This window comes from Acinetobacter sp. BD54, assembly GCF_044778325.1.
Classification (GTDB): Bacteria; Pseudomonadota; Gammaproteobacteria; order Pseudomonadales; family Moraxellaceae; genus Acinetobacter; species Acinetobacter baumannii.
In genome coordinates this window covers 161,454-184,943 of the sequence record NZ_JANJEP010000002.1, presented here as the reverse complement: position 1 = coordinate 184,943, position 23,490 = coordinate 161,454, and the positions used below count along the sequence as shown (strand labels likewise).

General features: G+C 36.3%; 20 protein-coding genes and 1 pseudogene. 6 read left to right on the top strand and 15 right to left on the bottom strand.

Annotated features, from left to right (window positions below):
- The first annotated feature begins 298 nt into the window (after positions 1-298).
- Entirely contained in the window at positions 299-1,207 is a 909-nt protein-coding gene (locus NQ782_RS03650; protein WP_267581177.1) for a DMT family transporter, read from the top strand.
- Between the two features lie 56 nt (positions 1,208-1,263).
- Here NQ782_RS03650 and NQ782_RS03645 read toward each other — a convergent pair whose 3' ends face one another.
- The 4 genes from NQ782_RS03645 to NQ782_RS03630 form a co-directional block, all read right to left on the bottom strand.
- Complete coding sequence (locus NQ782_RS03645; protein WP_000065199.1) at positions 1,264-2,199, bottom strand: dihydrodipicolinate synthase family protein; 936 nt, start codon at positions 2,197-2,199, stop codon at positions 1,264-1,266.
- Positions 2,200-3,060: 861 nt separating this feature from the next.
- On the bottom strand, positions 3,061-3,495 hold the full coding sequence (locus NQ782_RS03640; RefSeq protein ID WP_000720055.1) for an I78 family peptidase inhibitor: 435 nt from the start codon (positions 3,493-3,495) through the stop codon (positions 3,061-3,063).
- Between the two features lie 161 nt (positions 3,496-3,656).
- The gene (gene soxR / locus NQ782_RS03635; RefSeq protein ID WP_057093182.1) at positions 3,657-4,109 is read right to left on the bottom strand and encodes a redox-sensitive transcriptional activator SoxR; all 453 of its coding nucleotides are present in this window, start codon (positions 4,107-4,109) and stop codon (positions 3,657-3,659) included.
- A gap of 188 nt (positions 4,110-4,297) precedes the next feature.
- Entirely contained in the window at positions 4,298-4,585 is a 288-nt protein-coding gene (locus tag NQ782_RS03630; protein ID WP_000342965.1) for a hypothetical protein, read from the bottom strand.
- A gap of 426 nt (positions 4,586-5,011) precedes the next feature.
- Here NQ782_RS03630 and NQ782_RS03625 point away from each other — a divergent pair, with 426 nt between their 5' ends.
- On the top strand, positions 5,012-5,671 hold the full coding sequence (locus tag NQ782_RS03625) for an epoxyqueuosine reductase QueH (RefSeq protein ID WP_001007559.1): 660 nt from the start codon (positions 5,012-5,014) through the stop codon (positions 5,669-5,671).
- Positions 5,672-5,985: 314 nt separating this feature from the next.
- Positions 5,986-6,444: a GNAT family N-acetyltransferase gene (locus NQ782_RS03620; protein ID WP_000615565.1), complete on the top strand. Its 459-nt coding sequence runs from the start codon at positions 5,986-5,988 to the stop codon at positions 6,442-6,444.
- A 79-nt stretch (positions 6,445-6,523) separates the two neighbouring features.
- Here NQ782_RS03620 and NQ782_RS03615 read toward each other — a convergent pair whose 3' ends face one another.
- From NQ782_RS03615 to NQ782_RS03580, 8 genes and pseudogenes are all read right to left on the bottom strand, one after another.
- Positions 6,524-7,690, bottom strand: coding sequence for a winged helix-turn-helix domain-containing protein (locus NQ782_RS03615; RefSeq protein WP_057093492.1), 1,167 nt, complete (start codon positions 7,688-7,690; stop codon positions 6,524-6,526).
- 402 nt (positions 7,691-8,092) lie between these two features.
- Positions 8,093-8,998, bottom strand: a complete 906-nt coding sequence (locus NQ782_RS03610; RefSeq protein ID WP_057093494.1) for a tetratricopeptide repeat protein — start codon at positions 8,996-8,998, stop codon at positions 8,093-8,095.
- Positions 8,999-9,009: 11 nt separating this feature from the next.
- Positions 9,010-9,798 carry a putative type VI secretion system effector gene (locus NQ782_RS03605; RefSeq protein ID WP_017815965.1) on the bottom strand — a complete coding sequence of 263 codons (789 nt, stop codon included), beginning with the start codon at positions 9,796-9,798 and terminating at the stop codon, positions 9,010-9,012.
- A gap of 3 nt (positions 9,799-9,801) precedes the next feature.
- Positions 9,802-10,585, bottom strand: a pseudogene (locus tag NQ782_RS03600) (putative type VI secretion system effector).
- A 3-nt stretch (positions 10,586-10,588) separates the two neighbouring features.
- Positions 10,589-11,365: a putative type VI secretion system effector gene (locus NQ782_RS03595; protein ID WP_000864764.1), complete on the bottom strand. Its 777-nt coding sequence runs from the start codon at positions 11,363-11,365 to the stop codon at positions 10,589-10,591.
- A gap of 1 nt (position 11,366) precedes the next feature.
- Positions 11,367-14,120: a T6SS effector BTH_I2691 family protein gene (locus NQ782_RS03590; protein WP_057052384.1), complete on the bottom strand. Its 2,754-nt coding sequence runs from the start codon at positions 14,118-14,120 to the stop codon at positions 11,367-11,369.
- Between the two features lie 4 nt (positions 14,121-14,124).
- Complete coding sequence (locus NQ782_RS03585; RefSeq protein ID WP_017815967.1) at positions 14,125-15,063, bottom strand: hypothetical protein; 939 nt, start codon at positions 15,061-15,063, stop codon at positions 14,125-14,127.
- Positions 15,060-17,690, bottom strand: coding sequence for a type VI secretion system Vgr family protein (locus NQ782_RS03580; protein WP_086378297.1), 2,631 nt, complete (start codon positions 17,688-17,690; stop codon positions 15,060-15,062). The genes NQ782_RS03585 and NQ782_RS03580 overlap by 4 nt, the downstream gene beginning before the upstream one ends.
- A gap of 145 nt (positions 17,691-17,835) precedes the next feature.
- Here NQ782_RS03580 and NQ782_RS03575 point away from each other — a divergent pair, with 145 nt between their 5' ends.
- The 3 genes from NQ782_RS03575 to NQ782_RS03565 all read left to right on the top strand — a co-directional run bounded on the left by NQ782_RS03575 (position 17,836) and on the right by NQ782_RS03565 (position 20,158).
- Complete coding sequence (locus NQ782_RS03575; RefSeq protein ID WP_057093037.1) at positions 17,836-18,237, top strand: hypothetical protein; 402 nt, start codon at positions 17,836-17,838, stop codon at positions 18,235-18,237.
- Positions 18,238-18,332: 95 nt separating this feature from the next.
- Positions 18,333-19,277 (top strand): ABC transporter permease, encoded by a 945-nt coding sequence (locus tag NQ782_RS03570; RefSeq protein WP_005135439.1) that lies wholly within the window; start codon positions 18,333-18,335, stop codon positions 19,275-19,277.
- Positions 19,277-20,158 (top strand): ABC transporter ATP-binding protein, encoded by an 882-nt coding sequence (locus NQ782_RS03565; RefSeq protein ID WP_001000081.1) that lies wholly within the window; start codon positions 19,277-19,279, stop codon positions 20,156-20,158. Before NQ782_RS03570 ends, NQ782_RS03565 begins: the two co-directional genes overlap by 1 nt.
- Before the next feature lie 51 nt (positions 20,159-20,209).
- Here NQ782_RS03565 and NQ782_RS03560 read toward each other — a convergent pair whose 3' ends face one another.
- The 3 genes from NQ782_RS03560 to NQ782_RS03550 are packed head-to-tail and all read right to left on the bottom strand — an operon-like array spanning position 20,210 to position 23,487.
- Entirely contained in the window at positions 20,210-21,232 is a 1,023-nt protein-coding gene (locus NQ782_RS03560) for an ABC transporter substrate-binding protein (RefSeq protein ID WP_000591168.1), read from the bottom strand.
- Complete coding sequence (gene atzF, locus NQ782_RS03555) at positions 21,229-23,040, bottom strand: allophanate hydrolase (protein ID WP_057093035.1); 1,812 nt, start codon at positions 23,038-23,040, stop codon at positions 21,229-21,231. Before atzF ends, NQ782_RS03560 begins: the two co-directional genes overlap by 4 nt.
- A gap of 12 nt (positions 23,041-23,052) precedes the next feature.
- Positions 23,053-23,487: a CopG family ribbon-helix-helix protein gene (locus NQ782_RS03550; RefSeq protein ID WP_001118704.1), complete on the bottom strand. Its 435-nt coding sequence runs from the start codon at positions 23,485-23,487 to the stop codon at positions 23,053-23,055.
- Between the last annotated feature and the right edge of the window lie 3 nt (positions 23,488-23,490).

Below are 23,490 nucleotides of genomic sequence, written 5' to 3'. Positions count from 1 at the left end.
AGCTTTTAAAAACTATTTTTATATCACTATAAACCAATAATTTTTAAAATCATTCATATACAAAGTATACTTTATACCATTTAATTCACAAAACTATTATTAGACTATGCCGAAATCGTCATTATTTTATTGTATTTAACCAAGCAAATCGTCATAAATACCAGCATACTACCCTGTTCTCTTGACGGGAAACTGTCAAAAATTCTTATCCATTGAGCTGATTATTCCTTACAAGGTAAAAATTATTATCTTGTAGAAATCTTGCTGCATAAAACTTTCAGAGTTTGAGTCACTTCATATGAGTACGCCAACAGAAGCAAAATTTTCCCTGACTTATTATACGGGTTTCTTATCTGTACTATTTGCTGCTTTTCTATGGGGTACGGCAGGCACAGCAGCATCTTTTGCAAAGGGCATCAGTCCACTTGTAATTGCTACTATTTCTGTGGGCTTCGGTGGTTTAATTCACACATTTTTAAGTTTAAAAGCTATTAAAAAAGATTACCGAAAGCTTTTTGACTATAAAACTAAAGTTTTGATTGCCGTCATTGTTTCTATTCTTTGCCCGTTTGCTTTTTATTCCTCAGTCTCATTAGCTGGTGTTTCTATTGGTACTGTTATTTCAATTGGTTGCGCCCCTTTGTTTTCAGTCATGCTTGAGTGGTTATTAGATAAATGTAAGCTTTCTTTAAAATGGCTTATCAGTTTTATTCTTGGTTTTTTAGGAGTCGTTTTACTCTCATATGCAGGCGAACATAGTCACCAACATCAAGGGGGCCAATCCGAACGGTTATTAGGTGTATTTTTTGGCTTACTCTCAAGTCTGAGTTATGCAACATATTCATGGATTATGAAAAACTTAATCCATAAAGGCATCGACTCAAGAGCTGCCATGGGCGTGATCTTTGGGATTTCAGCAGTTCTGTTATTACCTACTTTATTAATTACAGCAACTCACCTATTTAATTATCCAAATAATATTTGGGTAGCCCTTTATATCCCAATCGTACCTATGTTCTTAGGCTATTTATTTTTTAGCTTTGGTTTAAAACGTATTCCAGCCAGTCAAGCCATGACGTTAGCTTTGGTCGAAATTCCTGTTGCAGCGTTATTGGCAGTTGTTGTAGTAGGCGAAAGTTTAACAATGAATAGTTATTTAGGTTTAGTTTTAATATTCCTCTGCGTTATTGTTCTCACTAAAAAATAAATAATAGAAGTAAAAAAGAGGCTAAATCGTTAGCCTCTTTTTTTATAGATATTTGCTTAGATTTCAGCTGACCAGTTACGGTACCAAGTACGGAATAATTCATACTGAGTTTCAACGTATTTACGTTGTGATTCACTCAATGCATCCGTTTCATTAAAATGTAAGGTATATTCTTTATCGCCATTAAGTACCATTAAGTACTTGTAATAAAGGACTAAATCAGTACCTTCATCAAAAGATGATAAAACTTCTAAAGCGCTTGATAATTCTTGTGCCAAACGACGAGCTTTCGCATCGCCTGCTGCAGCTTTCTTACTAAGGTCAACCAACTGCAAAACTTCTTTAGGCAAAGCATTACCAATGCCCGTAATTGCACCCGTTGCATTGCAGTTAACAAAACCATGGAAAACCTGAGTATCTACACCAGCCATTAATGTTACAGAATCATCTTGAGAAGTGATGAACTCAGCTGCATAACGCATATCAGCAGCACCACCAAACTCTTTAAAACCAATTAAGTTTGGAAATTCACGGCGCAATTCAAAAAACAAATCTGCACGAGTCGCAAATCCATAATACGGGCTATTGTAAATTACCGCAGGTAAGCTAGGAGCAGCTTTTAAAATCGCAGAAAAGTGTGCCTTTTGTGCAGTTGGTGATGCACCACGTGATAATACACGTGGAATTACCATAAGCCCTTGTGCACCTACTTTTTCTGCATGAGCTGCATGAGAAACTGCTTCTTTTGAATTAACTGCCCCAGTACCCACAATTGTCGGAATACCAGCAGCTACAAGTCGTGCTACCCCTTCTTGACGTTGAGCTTCGGTCAATAAAGGCCAATCGCCCATTGAACCACAATACACTACCGCACTCATTCCCGCTTCAATAAGCTCATGCCCTTTTTTCACAAGCGCATCAAAATCTGGCTCACGGTTAGGAGTACATGGAGTCATTAGCGCCGGGATACATCCTGTGAAGATATTACTCATAATTATTCCTCAGTAATATAGTTAAAACTATTGGTAGTTGTACTTTTGAGTTAATCCATCTCAAAAGTTATGGAATGGGTATCAATAGCTGTCCAATCATTCTTCATATATCGTATACGATATACATAAAAAAGAATAGTCTTTGTTCTAAAATTCTTTTCATCTAAAAAAACGTATAAAAAACAAAGATAAAAACTGTAGAACTGATGAATAAGATATATTTTGAAAGCTTTTTTCTGATTTATTAATAATAAAAATTCAAAAATTAAACGGGTCTGAAGAAAATTATTTACTTTCAAAAATGATTAAAAAAGATACAGGAAACATTAGCCATTAGTCGCACATCCCTATTTTTACTCATTTTTACTGGTAAAGTGCTCTACATGGTTTGATACAACCTACTTAACTCAGATGCATAATTCACCTGTTACCTGCATCTGAAGTTTTTCTGCCTCTAGTCCGCTAGGGGCTTTTTTTATGATTACTTAAAATATGTTCTATTCAATGGGTGGGAATAATACAAAGAAAAAAGCCTACTCAAGAAGCAGGCTTTTTTAATCATTTATTTTGAATCATTGGCTTTTTTAACTTTAGCATCGTAATGACGATAGCAATAACCAAAAACTGCTCCAGCACTAAAGAAAAACATTGCTTGCATCATAGCTCGGTCCTACACATGATTTAAAAGGAACTTAAAACTTAACACCTATGTTTGTTTTTCTTTGAATGAGGTTTAACAGGTTTTTGTGCATTATGAAAAATTATGTGATTAAGCTTAACAATTTATTTGGCTGTCTAAAAAAAGCCTGTCTTTTGACAGGCCTTCTTGTTCGAACTTAAATTAATTCTTTAATTAAAGAATTAACCACATGTTGCTTGAGTAATTTTTTTAGAAGTTGGATCAATTGTGACAGTTACTCGATTTGAACGATAATCCATTGTCATCGGTTGACCTGGAGCAACTTTACGAACAATTTCTGACTTCGTTTTTTGCTTAATTTGATCATCGGTTAAACCAGATTGCCCAACTAATTTTTGAGCTTCTTCTGAAACGCAGTTCGCCTGATTATCACGGAATAATTTCCACTCTTCGACGACTTGTCCATTTGGCAAATGGCAATAACCTACCTGACCATTTGCTTCATTTCTAATTTCTAATTTCCCGCCTTGGTCAACGCAATATTGACTAGCAGGATTTGGTGAACCAATTTTTGGAGGAGTTGAATCTTTATGTTGTACTGATGAACAAGCCGTTAACGAAACAAGCGCTAAACCAAGAAAGATAATTTTTTTCATAAATTTTGCTTCTTACTAAAAGAAATAAAGATATCAAAAAAATTTATGTTTTATATGACTTGTTTACAATAAAAAACCTTCATAGAGAGCAACTTACAAAATAATTCTCTATTGCAAATGTTAAATTATGATGCGTTATATCTAACAATAAAATTTATCTTCTATGGTCTTTCTAAAATACGTGGCCCGGCACCTTCTTGTCCCAACACATCATTTGGATTCCTTAATGGACATTGTTCTAATGACAAACAACCACATCCAATACACCAATCCATTTCGTCTCTGAGTCTTGTGAGTTTTTGAATACGCTCATCCAAATTCCTCCGCCAATCGAGAGATAGCTCTTTCCATTGTTGTGCAGTTAATTTAGAACCCATCGGATATTTACTTAGGGCTTGTTTTATTTCATCTAATGGAATACCAACTTTTTGAGCAATTTTAATGATCGCAATGTAGCGTAACGCCACTAGAGTAAAACGGCGTTGGTTACCATTGGTTCTTATACTTTTAATTAAACCTTTAGATTCGTAAAAATGAAGGGTTGAAACTGCAACACCGCTACGTTTTGCAACCTCACCAACCGTTAACAAACGACTTTGATTCCTTTCACTCATTTTTATTAATCTCAAGCTTAGTTGAGGTCTTATAAAAGGATGCTAAAATTTTGTCAAATTGCAATCTAACTTTAACCTTTCAGCAATTTAATCTATTTATAAAAATTAAAAACTATAATTTGCAAAATTGAATAAAAAAACATCAAAATTATTTAAATTCACTATTCATTTTAGATTCAATAAAAATATTATGGTCTGTTTTCACAACCACATATCCAGAACATATTATAAACAAATGGCATAGGTGCGCCTAAAGGATAGACTTTAGCCTCCTCTATTTTATATGTCTTTTTTCTTGATTCGATATGTAAAATACTATCACAACGTGCAATTACAGTTCCTTTTTTATATAGTTTTTTTCTTTCATTTTTTGCATCGAATTTATATACCAAAAAGTAAACTTTTTCCCCTACCTCTATCCTTGAATGATTAACCATAATGTAACCATTACAATACTTACATTGCCAATCGTCCATATCTTAAAATATCACATACTCAAATGAGAAAAATAGAATAACTGTTTTAGTATAAATTTATTAAAAATATAAATCTAAAAAAATATTTAAATTTAAAAAATAATACTTATTTGAGACGTTCATCACACAATTTTCCTAGCTAAAACTTAGTAGATAAATATATAAAAGACAAATAGTTACACAAATATAAAATTATTACTATTTTCCATTGAGTGCACTTTTTTAACAATAGAAAGTTAAAATTATTTTTAATAATATTACACAAATATAATATATTATTTGTTATATGTAATAAAATTAAAAAATACTTTATTATTCAGCACAAATAATAAAGATTAGATATTTTCATCATTAATTGAAAAAAATTCATTTTTATAAGGAGTTAAAAAATCTAAAATATATAAAAATATAACTTATTTTTTAATTATGGCTATTCAACGTCAAAAACTCGAACTCCCATCTGGACATAATAAATTATTACTCCATTCTTGCTGTGCTCCCTGCTCTGGAGAAGTAATGGAGTCATTAATTGAGTCTAATATAAACTTTTCTATATTCTTTTATAATCCTAATATTCATCCGGTAAAAGAATATCTCATTCGTAAAGAAGAAAATATCCGCTTCGCAGAAAAACATAATATTCCCTTTATTGATGCAGATTATGACACCGATAATTGGTTTGCCCGTGCTAAAGGTATGGAAAATGAACCTGAACGCGGTATCCGCTGTACCATGTGTTTTGATATGCGCTTCGAGCGTACCGCTTTGTATGCATATGAACATGGGTTTAGTCTAATCAGCAGCTCTTTAGGGATTTCAAGATGGAAAAATATGGCGCAAATCAATGACTGCGGGATTCGCGCTGCTTCACACTATCCCGATATTCAGTACTGGGACTACAACTGGCGAAAAAATGGTGGCTCTAGCCGCATGATTGAGATTAGTAAACGTGAAGAATTCTACCAGCAAGAATATTGTGGCTGTGTGTATTCCCTACGTGATACGAATCGCTGGCGTATGAGTAATGGTCGAGATCGCATTAAAATAGGTGTTAAGTTTTATAGTAATGCAATGGAAAATGATTAAAAAAATTTATAGCGATTCAAAAATAAATATTTAATTATATTTATATACTTCTAGATTTTTCTAACCGCAAATAAAAAGAGCCACATCTGGAGAATGTGGCTAAAAGGTGTACTTAGACGAGCTTTGTTTTATTAGAATAATAAAGCTAGCTTAAAATAAGATTAATAAAAAAATTTTTATTTTAGAAAGTTATAAAAATAAGCAATTTCTTTTCTCATCAAATTTATTGTGTTAGTTTTTAATACTTTAATGTTTCTATAAAACATTCATATCCAATATATAATTTCATCAATTAGTCAGAATGAAGTGTAATTATGATTCAAAATGAAACGATCGAAGTCTCGCCAGTTCAACAACAAGACTATACTCAATGGTTAGAATATTGGGTTGCCTATCAAAATTTCTATCAGGTCAATTTACCCCTCCATATCACAAAAAAGACTTGGGATCGTTTTTTCGATGAAAAAGAACCTATTTATTGTGCTGTTGCCAAAAATAAAGAACGTATCTTAGGTTTTGTCACTTATATGTTTCATCGGTCTACTTGGGCAGAAAATAACTACTGTTATTTAGAAGATCTGTATGTATCACCTGAAGTTCGTGGACGACACATTGGTAAACAACTTATTGAGTATGTACAGAAGCAAGCCACCGAACATAGCTGTGAACGTTTATATTGGCATACTCAAGAAAGCAATCAAACAGCCCAAAAGCTCTATGATTGGATTGCACAAAATCCCGGCGTTATTCAGTACCGTATGTCTTTGAACTAAGCGAAGTTAAACACCAAAAATTTTTACTCTTTTGGTGTTTTAGCTTTAATCATTTTTGACTACCCAAATAGATTGGTACTTAAAGCTTGCTGCGAATGAGTTTGACTACCTTATCATTCACAGTTGAGCATTGATTAAATGCTGCAAAACGCTTGAGTTCCTGATCTAATTCAAAAAAGAAATGCTCTTTATCTTTTACCGTTTTTTCTAAATGTAGACTAATCACTTCTAGTTCTTTTACTGTCCGGTGTGCTTTACAGTCGATTCGTCCTACTAACTCATTTTGATAAAGAATAGGCAAACAAAAATATCCAAATACCCGTTTGGCCGCTGGTACATAGCATTCGATCCGATAATCAAATTCAAATAAAGAAGTTAAACGGTCACGATGAATAAGAGAGTTATCAAAAGGCGAAAGTATTTTTAGACCAAAATCAGTATCCAATTGTTGCTCTATTGCAGTTACATCAACATATAAAGTTTGTCCCTCAGCAAGTTTAATCGCTGATACAACACCTGCATCAATCTGCTCTTTTAGCACAACACGCATGGTTTCTTTTAAATCATTTTTCTTTAAATGAACCAATTGTTTCCACGTAAATGCACCATGAGCTCGAAGCGTATTATTAAATAAATACTGAGCATATTCGTAAAGCGTAGGCAAACTTAAATCAATATTTTCAGGTAGGCAGCGTTCAGTTAAATCGTAAACTTTTTCCATACCATTACGTTCACAGATCATCAGGTCACCTTGCATATATAACTGCTCAAAAGCACGGCGGCCTGGACCGGTATTCCACCAATTCCCTAAACTCTCTTTATTTTTCTTATCAATATCCCTTAACCGAATTTTACCTTCGGCACGAACACGTGCCAGAATTTCATTCATAAGGCGTTGATCGCCTCTATTAAAATAGCGACTTTCCCCTTTTCTGACAGACATCATTGCCGGTAATGCATATCGATAATCTTTCATAGGAAGATAAGATGCCGCATGATACCAATATTCGAAAATCTGCCGCTCACGAACCAAACTGTTTAAATGGCTTAAATCATAATTTGGCACTCGACTCCACAATATATGGTGATGAGCACGTTCAACGACAGATATGGTATCAATCTGTACATAACCTAAATGCTCAATCGCCTCTAATGTTCCTTGCCTACCTGCTGCGAATGGACTATTTTTTCCTAAGCCCTGTTTTAATAAAGCTATTTTTTTCAAAGAAGATGTCCACTGTAGCAATGGGAGCCGATAACTTGATGATGGCTGATGGTATTAATATAGCTAGAAATAAAGCCTCACCAACCCCAAATGAGAAAACCAAATCAAAATAACGCTTATATTCTGTCCGTTGTGTTGCTAATATTCAGCAGCCAATTGAACAACCTCAAGCTATGTATGAACCATCAGAGTTTTGTTGATAATTTGTTTCTGCACTATCGATTCTTTACTAAGAGTTAAAAACTGTTTTCTCCTAAATATATTACACAGTATGTTTATTTTCACCCACCCTAAAAACAAGATTTTAAAGTACATTCAGCGATACAAAGTTAATTTTTTAATAATTTATTATAATGACTCAGTTAAAAAAGGCATGTTCATATTGATACTAACATGCCTTAAAAATTCTTATACTCATCTCAATTAGAGCTTAGATTTCCAATAATTAGCTTTCTCAGGATTATATTTAGGGTTTCTATCATTTGAATAGATATCAACCAACAATTGTATGGCAGCTTTATTCTGCGCATTAGCTGCTTTTTCTGCATACTCAATTGATTTTGAAAAATTCTGCTCTATACCATTACCATCAAAATACTTAAGAGCAAGATTATATTGCCCTAATACAGAACCATTATTAGCTGCTTTTTCAAACCATTTTTTAGCAAGCACTGGGTCTTTTGTAACCCCATCTCCATTTTCATAAGCTAAACCGATATTGTTTTGCGACTCAACATCCCCCTGATTTGCTGCCTTTAATGCCCACTCAAAAGCCTTTTTGTGGTCTTTAGTTACACCTTCACCGTTGTATAAAAGACCCGCAACTATTACCTGTGATTGTAATAAGCCCAATTCTGCAGATTGACTAAAATACTTAAAAGCTTTCGCTTTATCTTCTGTTATACCTAACCCTTTATAATATGAAACGCCTAAATTATGTATAGCTGAAGGATTACCTTTCTTAGCTCCCTGTTCAAACCACTTTAATACTTTTAAATTATCTTTTTTTATTAAATCATTACCATTCCGATAAATTAATCCTAATTGCAACATGGCATTTGAGGAGCCTAGTTGTGCAGATTTCTCAAATAGTTCCAATGCTTTCTTTTGATCAAGTTTTTCACCTTCGCCTGTGGCATACATAAATGCCAATACAAAAATAGCCTCAGCGTCATTTGCTTTTGCAGCCTTTTCTAGTTCATGTTTAGACTTATATTCAGACACATCTTTATAATCTTTAGTCAAAGCTCCATAAGTGTGTTCTTCCTTCTGCTGACTGCATGCAGATGTGACTAATATTAAGGTAATGACAAACAATCTAAGCTTCATTAAACAACCTTTTACTTCAAAAAATTTTTCTTATCAAAATAATCTTCTGGATAAGGGTCTTTACCTTTTAAGTTTTTTCTATAATCCATAACACTGATGTTGATTCCATCATTAATTAAATAATCATTATAAAAATCCTGCTCTTTAGGATTTTCAAAACCTAATTTTTCAAATATTTGTTCAGACAAATTACCAAAATTCTCGTATGATTTCCGATAAGCAAAATAATTAATAAAACCCATAAATAAAAAAGCTAGAATTAAAAATAGGAGAACCCAAGATATCAAATCAAAAAAGGAACCCCATGAGTAATTAGCATCAAATATATAAAGGACTAAAAGAATTATAGAAAGTCTCCCCAAACAAATTAGAGCAAAATAATAGGTCTGCATAAAAATAGCTTTATAACCTTTTTTTACTGATCGCCCCATTTCATAAATCATATATAATAAACCAGACTTCGGGTCGAGGATTGCATAAACTTGATGACGCCCATTCACAGGTTTTTCGCTAATTACAGCAATCAACTCGTCATTTTCTTCAAAACGTGCTGTCGTAAATTGCCCTACTAATGGATACTTATCTATTTCACCTATAAAAGTTATACCATCTTTAGCCTTAGCCGCCATCACTAATATAGGTGCGCTGGTAAGTAGAGAACTACTCTCAGCGAGGACTCCTGCAAAAGCAGTTCCAGCCGCAATTCCACCAATATTCTGATTTACGGGAATTTTAGACTTTGCTTTTTCTAAATAATATATTGGACCTTTAACTAACTTAAGGTTTAATTTATGTTCCACTACTTATTCGCTTGTTGTATTATTACTAAAATAATCTTCTGGGTATGGATCTAGACCTTTTAAATTTTTTCTATATTTCATTACACTAATCTGAACACCATCATCAGTTAAAAAATCATTATAGAAATCCTGTTCTTTTGGATATTCAAATCCTAGCTTTTCAAATATTTGCTCCGATAATGTTCCAAAATTTTCATACGATTTCCTATAACCAAAATAATTAACAAAACCAGAAATTGCTACAGTAACAAATAAAGTAGTGCCAACAATCTCTAGAAAATATAAAATGGTATTCACAGAATAAGAAAAATTAAAAATAAAATAAAATAAAAATTAAGAGAAAACCCCATGACAACAATGTAAAATAATAAGTTTGCTTAAAAATGGCTTTATAACCCATTTTTACTGAACGCCCCATCTCATAAATCATATACAATAAGCCTGATTTAGGGTCGATAATTGCATAGACCTGATAACGTCCATCTACAGGTTTTTCGCTAATTACAGCAATCAACTCATCATTTTCTTCAAAACGTGCTGTCGTAAATTGTCCGATTACTGGATATCCCTCTACTTCACCAATAAAAGTTATACCATCCTTAGCCTTAGCGGCCATTACTAATATAGGTGCACTGGTCAGCAACGAACTACTCTCAGCGAGCACACCAGCAAAAGCGGTCCCAGCCGCAATTCCACCAATATTCTGATTTACTGGAATTTTAGAATTTGCTTTTTCTAAAGAATGTATTGGACCTTTAACTAGCTTAAGGTTTAATTTAAGTTCCACTACTTATTCGCTTGTTGTATTCTTACTAAAATAATCTTCTGGGTATGGATCTGGGCCTTTTAAATTTTTTCGATACTCCATAACACTGACATGTACTCCATCTTTAATAATAAAATCGTTATAAAAATCTTGTTCATCTACATTTTTAAAACCTAAAATAGAAAAGATTTTCTCTGATAACTCAGCAGCTTGTTTAAAGCTTCTTCTAAAAACAAGATTCATAAATAAACTAAAGAAAATTAAAAGTACACAAAGAATTAAGAAAAATAATTTTAGATTTTCAATTAAATAAGAAAAATTGAAAATTTCTTTTCCAGAAAAAATATCAAATATAAAAAATAGTCCCGTAAAAATAATACTAGCACTTATAGACCAAATAAAAACTAGCTGCCAAATATTTTTATAAGAGTTTTTAAGTGACCTCCCCATTTCATATAACATATATAATAGACCCGTCCGAGGATCCAATATAGAGTAAGCTAAATGCCGACCCTGTTCTTGTTCATCACTAATCACAATAACAAGTGGATCATTTTCTTGAAACTGTACAGTAGTAAATTGCCCTATGACCTTATAACCATTGATTTCACAAGTAAAAGTTTTAGCATCAATTCCTCTTGCAGCCATAAGCATAATTGGTGCATTAGTCATTAAAGTACTACTTGATGCTAAAGCTCCAAGCATCGCAGAACCAACTGCTTGTTTTTCTATATTTTTTAAAGGAAGAATTTTAGAATCTTCAATAGTAAGTTTCTGAATTTCACCTTGAATAACTTTCATACTAAATACTCATAATAGCTTTACTAAAAGCTTCTTCTTCATCTTTAAATAGCTTAAACTTGCTTGAATCTTTACCAAATATTGATTTCTCACACCATTTTTGTAAATCATCATCTAACACATATGTTTTAAGCAAATATTCAATAACCAAAAAACCAATACCGATCCAATTACAATATGCTGCAATACGTATAAAATTTGCTCTTAAAAGGATTCTTGTAAAAGCTATTTTATTAGCTGATGACACTACCCATGAATTTTGTAATATCGGTAAATTTAGTAACAATCCAAAACCAACTCCAACCATTACTAAGGATACGGTTGCCTTTGTGAATAGAAAAGCCATAAGAATTTTATCTTTATCACCTTCCTTTTCCTTATACACAGCAAATGCATCTATACAAAAAGATATAATAGCTGCTGAAACAGCCAGTCTTGCACCATATAATCGAATTTTATTTGCTTTCTCTTGAAAACTTAAGGCATCCATTCCCCCACCAGCAATATCCAATACCGCTGCTGAAGATGCTAATAAACCTGATATTAATTGAAACCCATTTTCCCAATTTCTTTCGCCAATAAACTTATTAGATTGCACTCCAAAATTTATTAATTCAAACAAAGCCACAATACTTGAAATCCTAATTGCTACGCTTGCTGGAGACTTACTAAGGATTTCTTTGATTTTTTGTGCAGCGGTATTTTGCCCTGCATTTTTCCAGCGTCTTTCTATTTCTGTTACATTCAGTTGGGTACTCGCATTTGTCATTTTAAAATCTACATTATAGAGCAACGACCACTTTGGCACTCTGTCTGTTAATAGTGAGCTATGCGCATAAGCAATGAATGAAACACGTGAAAGTCTTTTTGCAATCAATGGATTTATATTATATTGCAGGCTCCACTTAGCCACACTTCTAGTAATTTCTGAAATCCAGAGTAAGGATTTAGCAGGGTTATACCATTTCAGCTCATTAATTTTATTATTTGGATCAGCTAACCATTGCTCCCAAAGCTGGTCAGCACTTACAAATGCAGCGATTAAGCTTTTTAAACTGGATTGGGTCTGATCCCACGTCAAAGAGGTAATCTCAGAGCTTTTTGCATTATATTGATCAATTAAATTTTTTTGGTTATAAGTGACTGCTCGCATATATAGATTATCGTCAGAAATTTCTTCAACCCCCAACCATTTTTCCATTAATGCTTGTCCCTCATCACATCCTGTCATTCCATCCATCACAGCTAAAGCGTGTACATGGAACAATGCACCATATTCTTTTAAAATTGTTTGGTCATAAACATAAAATGCATTCAGCAAATGCTTAGATTTAAGCCACTTAATATGATCACTTGCATAAGTTTGAGCAAGTGTACGGCCTTCATTTATTAGTTTTTTTACTTCTTTATCAAAAGCTTTTTTAGTATCCCAATTAATTTTAGGTGCATATTTTGTTTCCCAAGTTATTTTAGCTTCAGCTTTTGATTGCGTTATAATTTTCTCTTTTAACTTTTGTTCGCCTTCTGCAAATTTTTTATTCCTTTGCAGAAGAAATTTATCTCTTTCAGCAGTAGGTGCTCGATCCCAAATTTCTTGAATTTTACTTAAATATTCCCTCTGATCCATCGAACCAAATTTTGGTATTTTATCTTTAGCATATTCTATTTTTGCTGATAGATCAGCAACTTGGCTTCGTGCGCTTAATTGTTGATTAATTAGTTTATTCTCAACAACTATTTTAATACTATCTACGAGCTGAGAAGATTGTAGTCGGTGTTCATTGCTAATCTTTTCTACATTTTTGGCTAGATAATTTGTTAATTTACCAAACTGACTATTACGACTGTCATTCAACTTTCTCGTAATACCAACTGGATCATATAAAGCCATACAGGCAAGTGATTTAGGCTCATCTTTAAACTTGTTTAATGTCGCATCGATACGGTTTTTACCAAAACTGTTTAGATTATAAACCGTAGTTTTAAATTGGCTTGCAGCAATACAATGTTCTTGCGCACTTCCACCATTAATTAAAATTTTCTGCCACTTTCCTTCTGTTACAAACTTATCGGCATTTTTTTCATATTCAGATATTTTGGCCTTACTCATAGGCACATGCGTATGAATAATATATGCAATCTTCGCCTCATCTTTAGGGTTACTTTCTACAGCTATCACAGATGAATTAAAACTATGACCTGCTCCTTTACATGCGAACTCTGGAACACTTTTAGGTGCTTCTTTACCCACAGGAAAATAAGACAAATGTCCATTTGGAGTAACTTTATATCCAGCCCACTCCAAAGCTCCAGATGTTCTTTTTACTAAGCGATAGATATAACCAGTATCAATCATCTCAACTGCATATTTGAGATGGCTTAACTGAATATCTTTGACATTTTTACCCAAGGTTGCAGGTAAAGCAGGTGGATTATCTTTAACAACGGTGTATCGTAAAGGTAAAATATTGAAGCCTTTTTTACGACAAAAATTTGAACACTCTTTCTGGGCCTGCCCCGCACTACTATTTTGCATGTTTGCAGCAGTTGACTGTTTCGCTGATTTTGCAATTTCACTTTCTTCAATCTTCTTATTAATATTTTTAGCAACTGTTGGGTTGCGCATATCGCCCACTGCTTTGGTTTTTCCTATAACAGGAATTTGACTCTGCTTCTGTTTTTGCTGAGCAATAATCTCATTCAATAAATTATTTGATTTTGACTTACCCAATATCATTTTTTGATTTTCTGACATCTTTTTATCCATTTAATTCTTTAGCTATTTGTTCATATAAGTCTTTCGTTACATAATTCATAGCGTCCGTAAAAGACATTTTATTCATTACACAACGGTCGTAGAGCACATTGGTTACCATGGGATGCTGTATAAAATTTTTATGTATAATTTGGCTGTAAAGACCATATGTAACTAAATCTAAATGATTTTGAATACCAAAATCGTAGTAAGCCTCTTTAAGATTTTGATGGATTTCAACTGGATGAATTTTTATTAGATCAACTTGTTCAAATTCATTTAATTGTTGAAATACATTATTAGCAATTTCAATTAAATCCAATTCTATAGATTGCTCAAGGTTCACTTTTGTTAGATTCAAGATTGATTGCGACTCATCGTAAGACTTAAAGCTAAATAGACCTTTTGGATGCAAAAAATGCCATTCTTTAAAGCCATTTAATAAGCCACCTACATATTCTGTTTTAAAAATCTCATCCAAGTAGATCATGACTCTAGGATCATACCAACGGAAAAGAATTTTTTTACCTTGATCAGAAATCACTAATTTAGTTTTTATCTGATCTCGCAATTCCTCAAGTGAGCGTGTCTTCGCCACGCCAAACCCATGAACAAAATAGCAGTCATTCGTAATATTTTTATTTCTCGATAGATTTTGCAATAAGTCCTCTTTGATCTGCTCAAATACTTTTTTATCATCAATACAAATAAAAAAGAGATTTGACTTTGCAATTTCTTTTTTATGCGCTAAAGGGATATATGCAATATTTTTGTTTGATAGATTATCTATTACACCGTTAAAAATAGAATCATTCAGTGTAGTATCTAATAAAAAAATAATCTGGCCATATTCATTCAGAATTTGGATGCACTGTTCTTCAATTTTAGAAGTAATATCTTTTAAATCTTCATATTGGGTTGTATTAAAAACCGACAAACTCATGATAAATCTACCTTAGCCGAACCATTTTGAGCAGCTTGAGTTTGCTTAGCCGAACAGTCTGGTAAATCTAATGCAGGTGGATTTATTGATGACCCTCCCCTAAACAAGTGCTGCCCAGCTTTCACCTCAAGCTTACCGCCCGTAACAGGGAAAATACCTGAACCGTTCAGCTTAACTTGAGATCCGTTTGCTGTCAGATTAATCTCAGTTGGGCTAGTAATAAAAACTGTGTCTTCGGTTGAAGTAATCTGTATACCTTTTCGAGCAATGACATCCAAGCCATCACCTTGAGCTTGAATTTCTACTTTGCCCTTCCCAGCAAAAAGTCGAGCACCCTCCTGAGCGGCAAAGAGACTAATCTTTTGGCTCGCATGATTCACTATATTCTTTTGCGTACTCATATTAATGCTATCTCCAGCACTTTGAGTGAGCTGACCATTTGCACTGAGGTGTATATCTTCATTACTACTTACAGCAATACTTTTTGGAGATGCTAGCAGCATCACTGCTGATTGAAACTCAGCAGCTTTTTTAGGATCTTCTTGTTTGAGAACTTCTAAGAAAGTCTGAATATTCTCAAGCATATCTAAGGGGTCAGTTTGCTGATTTTTAGCAACTTCACTGAGTGCCTTGGCATTGTTGAGGCTGCCTTCGATTTGTTGCTTGGCCTCACTTGCATCAAGGTGTACACCTTGTGCTTGATCCTGTTTGTGGGTACTAATGAGTAAGCCGCTACCAGCTCGAACCGCGCCCCACTGGTCAGTTCTGAGTTCAAAACCTTCCCCACGACCATCGCTTTCCGCCTTGTCTTTTGGATAGCTTAAGTTACCCAAGTTTAGCTGGCTGGCGGCATGGCTACTTTGTAGCTGGGCACTGATTTGGCCTGTGGTGTCATCAAAACGGAGCTGGTTAAAGCCTTTGCCATCAACTTCTTCTGAACGGATACCGCTGAGTTTTTTAGTGTCAGGTAGCTGACCTTTCTGGTCAAACTGGGTCGGGTGGCGCTCGGCTTCATGAATACGCCCCACCACAAACGGGCGGTCAATGTTTCCGTCAAAGAAGTCGATCACAACGATCTCGCCCACGCGAGGCAAGAAACGTGCGCCATAACCTGCCCCTGCCCATGGGGTCAGCACATCGACCCAAGCGGAGTCAGTGTCATTGTCGTTACTTCCTGCTCCACCATCATGACTGTGGTCATCAGCTCGGGTAAACAGGAAACGGACCTTAATACGTCCCCATTGATCGACATGAATGCTTTCACCCTCTAAACCCACCACTCTAGCGCGCTGTGGGTGAGCGGCTGGTCGGTGCTCTAGCGGGTTATATTCAGGCACAGCTTTGATGTTACGACGAACGACATTCAGCTCAGCAAAGTGGCGCTGCTCAGGGTTTTGACTGTCGAGTTGGGCTGCCTTGAGTTTGCCTTGTGGTAATAGGCGCTCAAGTTGCTGTTGTATTTCTTTCGGTAAATTATTCTGGTTATAGTAGTGTTTGCTTAAGATTAAGAACTCTTTATCAGCACTGTCATGTTGGTCAAGTTCTGGGTGGTCATTGAGTTCAAACCAGTAACCTACCTGTGCATCACGGACATTCCCTGCAACGGTAAACTGTTTAGAACTCAAGTGATGGTAAGCATTGATATGCTGGTTAAGTTGTTCAATCTGGCTATTGCCTGAAGCTGTGGCTTGATCTTCCCCGTTTAAATCCTGCATCCACGCTGGGCTAACATGCCATGCATCTTCAAGGTTCAGGCTTGCATTGTCATAGTGTTCGCTGTGCTTTTGGGTGCCTTGTACGCTGCCGCTACCTTCTTCTTGTTGCAGAGCATCGGCTTGCCAGCGTTGCACATGAACCGAGGTTGGTTGTAAACGACGCTCAGCTTTGACTTGGGTAATGGTATCGAACTGTTCTGTTGCACTGCTGCGTTGATAGCGGATGCAGCGGCGTTCAAGTGCCTGATAATTTTGGTTATCGTCAATTAAACGTAAGACTTGTGGCTGAATAGAAGCATTTGGGTCAGCGACAAAAAGCTGTGACTCATCGACCAGCCAGTTAATACCTTCACTACGCCACAAACGGGTTAAAAAGTCATAATCGCTTTCATTTGACTGCATCACAAATGGACGCACATCGTAGTCTTTAGTTAAGCCGGATGTATCGAGCGTTATGCTTGAGGCAAATAACGGACTTTTGCCTTGCCATTCCTTAAATAGAATTTCACTAATATCGCGCACGCTTTTATTCATAAACACGCGGCTATTACGGCGTTTATGCCAGAGTGCAGTTGGGTCTTTTAAAGTTAAATTATAAATAGTGAGTGAGCCGTCGCTTTGCCCTTGGCTGGCTTCGGTAATAATACCTGTCGTTCTAAAAAACTGGCCTGTATCGGTGACCTGATCGACGGCAACCTGACAGCCAATAAGCTGTTTTAATGCAATATGGGCGTTTGTCGATAGACACAATAACTCAGCAACGCTGCCCTGATTAAGCGTATGTTCGCCTTCAATACGTTGTAAGAAGACTTGATTGTTTAATGATGCGTTGGAAAATTGCACATGAAGAACGCGATTCTGTGCGACCAATCCTAAACTATCTAAAATTTGAAATATTTTATGGGACATCATTATTATAAAAACTGAGTCATAATCATCGATATTTTATAAAAAACAGACAGAATTGTCTAATTTATATAAATTAGCTTATCTTCCCCTAACTTACATACTTTTTAGTTTATCTAAAATAAAGGTAAAATTTTAAAGGAGAAAATCCATGTCTAAACAAATGGATCAGGCCATTCAAAGTGTCATTGACTTATATGTTTTGATCGAAAATGTTTTTACAGGTCAAAATGCAGAACAAAGTCTCACACCACTTTTAAACAGTTTTAATCAAAATTTTAAGATGGTTACGGTTCAAGGTCAGAGTATTGGTTTAGCCGAAGTTAAAAACTTATTTAGTCAAAATATTGGAAAAAAGCCCTCTTTAAAAATCACTATTCTTAAAAGCACAGCCTTATACGAATTTGAAAATTACTGTTGGGTGCAATATCAGGAACATCAGCAAACTAATGAAACCGAGACAGTACGTACCTCTACGGCCTGCATTAAAGTAGAAGGCGAAAAATGTTATTGGGTGTATTTACATGAAACTTTAGTTCCCTCGTCTTCTTAACTCATCTAATGCACTTTAAAGATGGCACCTATTTTGCTTAACAATATTACGTTTTATGAAAATCGTAATACTGATCAAAATGGGGAGCTCTCAATATGGGTTATGTTGCAAAGGAATTTACGCAAAAGAACAAGCTGATTCTCAGTATTTGTTCTTTCGTGATTCCAATATGTCTTTGGTGCGCAATCAGTTACTTACCTTTTGTTTGGCATCCTCAAGTACAAATCACAAGTTCGGGAAGTGTTTCTTACTTACAAGTAGGAAGTCGCGTTGATAAAAATGTGTTCTATCTCGAAGCACAAAATGCAGTCAATCGAGATTCTGCACCACCACAAGGTATTTTAGTCAATCCAATTTATTTACCCGCTCCCCATGAAGTCGCTAAGGCTTTGGTCACCGCATTTACCACACCACCTGAACAACCTGATTCGCCATGGTTTCATCAAAGTTTATGGCACAGTATTAAACTGGTATTTTCAGCTTTTTTTATCTCTTCCTTAATTGGGATTCCACTGGGTATTTTGTGTGGTTTTTCTAAGCGGATATCCCTGTTAATAGAACCGTTTGTCGAATTTTTCCGTTACTTACCCGCTCCCGCCTTTGGTGCGCTTGCAGTGGCAATTTTAGGGATTAATGACGCACCTAAAATTGCCATTATTGTGATTGGTACGCTCTTTCAGCAAATTCTCATTATTGCCAATACCACCCGAATGGTTGATCGAAGCTTAATTGAAGCTGGCTATACGCTTGGCACCAATAAGCTCAAAAGTTTATTTCACGTGGTGATTCCTGCTGCGTTACCTGATATTTACCGTGACTTACGTGTGCTATTGGGCTGGGCATGGACCTATTTAATTGTTTCAGAGTTGATTGGTACGACCTCGGGTATTACATGGTTTATCACCCAACAGGCACGCTATCAAAACTTTGACAATGTCTATGCGGCCATTTTGATTATTGGGGTGATTGGGCTGGTCTGTGATTGGTTATTAATGAAGTTAGGTGAGCGGGTGTTCACTTGGAAAGTAGGAGCAAAATAATGAACGATTCAACATTTAACGCACATGAATACTTTCAAAAAATTTATGAACGTCCTGTTATTTTGGAAGCTAAACAACTGAGCCAAGTCTTTAAGCATGGTCACAGCGAACGCACTGTTTTAAATAAACTCGATTTAAAAATTCATAAAAGAGAATTTATTTGTGTGATTGGCCCTTCTGGCTGCGGTAAATCGACGCTAAGCCGTGTTATTGCAGGTTTAGACCCATACCATAGCGGAGAAGTTTTAGTAGACGGCGAATGCATTACAGGCCCATGTCCTGATCGCGGCATGGTGTTTCAGGGCTATACCCTTTTTCCGTGGAAAACTGTAAAAGAAAACGTAATGTTTGGTCCGCAAATGCGCGGCGCCAGTCAAATGACAGCCGAAGCTCAAGCACGCGAATGGATCAATATTATTGGTTTAGAAAAATATGAAAATCAGTATCCACACCAACTTTCTGGTGGCATGAAACAGCGCGTTGCGATTGCTAGAGCTTTAGTTAATCAACCTAAAATTTTACTTATGGATGAACCTTTTGGTGCGCTCGACCCACATACTCGCCAAAAAATGCAAAAGCACTTAATGGATTTATGGCAAAACATTGATATCACCATTATTTTTGTGACCCATGACATGGATGAGGCTATTTTACTGGCAGACCGAATTGTGGCACTTAAAGCTAACCCCGGTGAAATTAAGGAAATTATTGAAGTTAATTTACCTCGCCCACGCTCACTCGATTTAATGAGTACACCTGAGTTCAAACAACTTCGGGCACGAGTTGATTATCTAGTTCACGCTGAAGAAGATGAGCTTGACCCTGCGTTGCAAGACTTACCAAAAATTCCACGTATGACTCAGGTCAGTACAGAAAAATAAGTAAGACATTAAAAAGCCCAAGTTCAACTTGGGCTTTTTGCTTTATGGAGCTTATTTGAGTTGTTCTATGAGTGTTGGATAAATCAGCCCATCTACATTTTGTTCGGTTTTATAAATACCGTTTTCGACATTAAATTTATTGACGTGATAGCTAGAGCCATAAATCGAGTCAAAGCCTTGAGATTTAGTAAATACTTTTTTATTGGCATTGATATCTAATAAATGCGTACCGCTAACCATCAACTCATATTGCTTTGGGTCAACCCCTGAACGATTTGCCATAATTTTAACTGCATCGGCATGGGTTGCAGGGTCATTAATATATTTAACTGTTTTGTCCCACACCTGAATAACTTTTTTCCATTCCTCTTGATGAGCTGTTAAATGACTCATGTTGACTGTTAAGGTGTCGTAAATTAAACCCGGCTTGTCTTTAGAGGTATAGATAATTTTAGAGCCTGCCACTGCTTTTAATGCCTGACCAGCAACAGGTTGCCAAACAGCAATCGCGGAAATATCTGGGCTATTAAACACTTGAGGTAATTGGTTCGTCGCTGAATTTACCAGCTTCACCTCATTCGCTTTAATGTTATGATCGGACAAAGCTGTTGCCAATAAAAGATGGTCAACCAAGCCTTTTTCGACACCAATTGATTTTCCTTTTAAGTCTTGAATGGTGTTAATACCCTCTTTTGCAATGATGACATCATTGCCCGCAGAATAATCCGTTGCCATGATCATCATGCCTTGCGTACCGCCAGAAGCAGTTACCAAGTTATCGCCATTGGTGACCAACACAGCATCGAGCTGATTTGCCGAAAAGGCCGAAAGAGAAGCCGAATAATCAAACCACTTAAACTCTACATTTAGCCCTGCTTCTTTTAACCAGCCTTTTTCAATAGCCACTTGCCAAGCCACCCAGCCCGGCCAATCGCTATAGCCAATGGTAATTGGTTTTGTATTTGTAGATGCCTGAGCGTCTTGTTTAGCCTCGGGCACTTTAGCCGTATTGTCACACCCACCCAATACAACTGCCGATAAAATAGATACGGATAAAAACGCTTTTTTAATCATATAGAAACTTCCCCAACATTTTTACTAACAACACTTTGAGCGGTTTGATTGAGTGACTGTATGTAAGCTCGCCAGCCTCCAAAATGGCTAATATCGGTTGCATCTTGAATGGCATACGCTTCACAAATGAAGCCTTTGACCCATGTTCCATCTTTTAATTTCAAGTTCCCAATGCCAAGAGGTGCAGGTACTTCAGCCACAATGGCTCCAAAATTTGCTAATGGAACATCCCATACTTCAACTTCAATTGAAGTACCTGCTGCATCGCATTGCAGCCCCGGCTTTGGTGGCGTGGTATTTTTTAAGGCAAAGAGTTTATAAGTCTCTGCGGTCTGGGTTTTCTTAAGCAAAGTTGCATTGCGGCTAGTCAGCTGAAAATTAAGTGGCATGCCTGTTAAGTGTGCTCCCACAACAGCAAGCTGCACTGAATGATTCGACTGGATGTTTATACTTTTTTGATAATGTTGAGTTGATTTACCTAAACTCAGCGATGTTTCGGTTTGCCAAAGCTGCGCAAAATTAGCGAGTGCCTGATCGTGCCAAGCTGGTGCAATGAAGGTTACCCCACTTGGTAGACCATCTTCACGGAGTACATTAGGTAAAGCTAAAGCCGAAAGATCAGCAAAATTAACAAAGTTGGTATAGGCCCCCATGTGTGCATTTTTAGTCAACGGATCGGCTTCAACTTCGGCAATGGTATAAATGGTTGGCGCTGTCGGAACCATTAATGCATCAAAAGGCTGTAAAGCCAAATTAATTTTTCGAGCCAGAACGGCGCGGTTATATTCGGCTTGAAGTGCATCTGTTGCCTTGAATTTATCTGCCTGCGCAATAATTTGAGCAATGACTGGATGAGCCTTTTCACGTGTGGTCATGCGTTCAACGGCGACTGTTCTTTCTGCCACCCATGCATCGTTATACAGTGCGGCAGCAAGCTCATTAAACGCGCTGAAATCAATACTCTCAACGTCATAGCCCAGTTTTTTTACGCGCTCAATTGCAACTAAAAAAGCTTTTTCAGATTCAAGATCACCATAAAACTCAAGCTGAGTTGGAATAGCTATTTTTCGTTTAGAAAACTGAGTCGGTACATTGGCTGGATGTACTCGTGAATATTCATCTGTTTCATCGTAGCCCTGCATTAAACTGGCAACTGTCCAAGCATCATCAACATGCAAGGCAAAAATAGAAATGACATCAATAGTCCGACATGCAGGAATTAAACCTGTGGTAGAAAACCAGCCCTTTGTAGGTTTAAGGCCCACAATATTGTTATGGCCCGCAGGTACACGCCCTGACCCCGCCGTGTCTGTCCCCAAACTAAAAGGTACAATACCGTTGGCAACCACTACCGAAGAACCAGAGCTTGAACCACCGCTGATATATTCGGGGTTAAAACTATTTTTTACTGCACCATAGGGAGAACGAACACCAACCAGTCCCGTTGCAAACTGATCAAGGTTGGTTTTACCGACCACAATCGCCCCTGCTTTTTTCAGCTTGGCAACTACGGCAGCATCTTGGTTCGCTAAATATTGAACCTCTTTACAAGCAGCAGTAGTGTGAAATCCAGCAACATCAATATTGTCTTTAACTGCAAATGGCACACCATATAGAGGTAAGTCAGCAACATTCTGGTCTTTTAAAATATCAATTTGTGCCTGCATCTGCTCGTTCGATGCAATTTCAATCCATGCATGATCATCATTTTGAATTTCTGCCACATAGCCAATCAGATCCTTAAGATGGATTTGTCCGTTTTGATATGCTGTTTTCCAGTCTTGGATGGTCCATAAATTTTTCAACACGCTACCCCTCATTTAGTCATTTTGCTGTATAGGCGGCATGACGGCATCCATCAGTTCTAGATGTCCTTTGATTACCCCTTTCAGCACAATAAATTGCTGGCTAATTTGTCTAAGCTCAGAACTCGCGCCCTGCATTAACATGACTTGCAATATCTTTTGTTGGTCGAGCTGAATATGAAGTGAACTAATCACTTGTGCTAAAAACTGTTGTTGCAAATCAACCAATTGGTTGCGCAAGGTCATTTGGCTAGCGTCATAAAGCAGCGTCAATGTGCCCACCATGACTTCATTGGCCTGTGCTTGCTCCGCAATTAAGTGTTTATTAATCATGTCGACAATAGCTTGCGAGCGACTTTCATAGTTCTGCTCGACAATTTTTTGATCGAGTGCGTTGAGGGTCGATTCAGGTACGGTAATACTGATTCGAGCAAGCTTTTGTTTTGCCACAGT

What these genes read in the sequence shown, in the direction of transcription:
- NQ782_RS03650 (WP_267581177.1), top strand. Translation starts at nt 299, where the DNA reads ATGAGTACGCCAACAGAAGCAAAATTTTCCCTGACTTATTATACGGGT.
- NQ782_RS03645 (WP_000065199.1), bottom strand. Translation starts at nt 2,199, where the DNA reads ATGAGTAATATCTTCACAGGATGTATCCCGGCGCTAATGACTCCATGT.
- NQ782_RS03640 (WP_000720055.1), bottom strand. Translation starts at nt 3,495, where the DNA reads ATGAAAAAAATTATCTTTCTTGGTTTAGCGCTTGTTTCGTTAACGGCT.
- soxR (WP_057093182.1), bottom strand. Translation starts at nt 4,109, where the DNA reads ATGAGTGAAAGGAATCAAAGTCGTTTGTTAACGGTTGGTGAGGTTGCA.
- NQ782_RS03630 (WP_000342965.1), bottom strand. Translation starts at nt 4,585, where the DNA reads ATGGACGATTGGCAATGTAAGTATTGTAATGGTTACATTATGGTTAAT.
- NQ782_RS03625 (WP_001007559.1), top strand. Translation starts at nt 5,012, where the DNA reads ATGGCTATTCAACGTCAAAAACTCGAACTCCCATCTGGACATAATAAA.
- NQ782_RS03620 (WP_000615565.1), top strand. Translation starts at nt 5,986, where the DNA reads ATGATTCAAAATGAAACGATCGAAGTCTCGCCAGTTCAACAACAAGAC.
- NQ782_RS03610 (WP_057093494.1), bottom strand. Translation starts at nt 8,998, where the DNA reads ATGAAGCTTAGATTGTTTGTCATTACCTTAATATTAGTCACATCTGCA.
- NQ782_RS03595 (WP_000864764.1), bottom strand. Translation starts at nt 11,365, where the DNA reads ATGAAAGTTATTCAAGGTGAAATTCAGAAACTTACTATTGAAGATTCT.
- NQ782_RS03590 (WP_057052384.1), bottom strand. Translation starts at nt 14,120, where the DNA reads ATGTCAGAAAATCAAAAAATGATATTGGGTAAGTCAAAATCAAATAAT.
- NQ782_RS03585 (WP_017815967.1), bottom strand. Translation starts at nt 15,063, where the DNA reads ATGAGTTTGTCGGTTTTTAATACAACCCAATATGAAGATTTAAAAGAT.
- NQ782_RS03580 (WP_086378297.1), bottom strand. Translation starts at nt 17,690, where the DNA reads ATGATGTCCCATAAAATATTTCAAATTTTAGATAGTTTAGGATTGGTC.
- NQ782_RS03575 (WP_057093037.1), top strand. Translation starts at nt 17,836, where the DNA reads ATGTCTAAACAAATGGATCAGGCCATTCAAAGTGTCATTGACTTATAT.
- NQ782_RS03570 (WP_005135439.1), top strand. Translation starts at nt 18,333, where the DNA reads ATGGGTTATGTTGCAAAGGAATTTACGCAAAAGAACAAGCTGATTCTC.
- NQ782_RS03565 (WP_001000081.1), top strand. Translation starts at nt 19,277, where the DNA reads ATGAACGATTCAACATTTAACGCACATGAATACTTTCAAAAAATTTAT.
- NQ782_RS03560 (WP_000591168.1), bottom strand. Translation starts at nt 21,232, where the DNA reads ATGATTAAAAAAGCGTTTTTATCCGTATCTATTTTATCGGCAGTTGTA.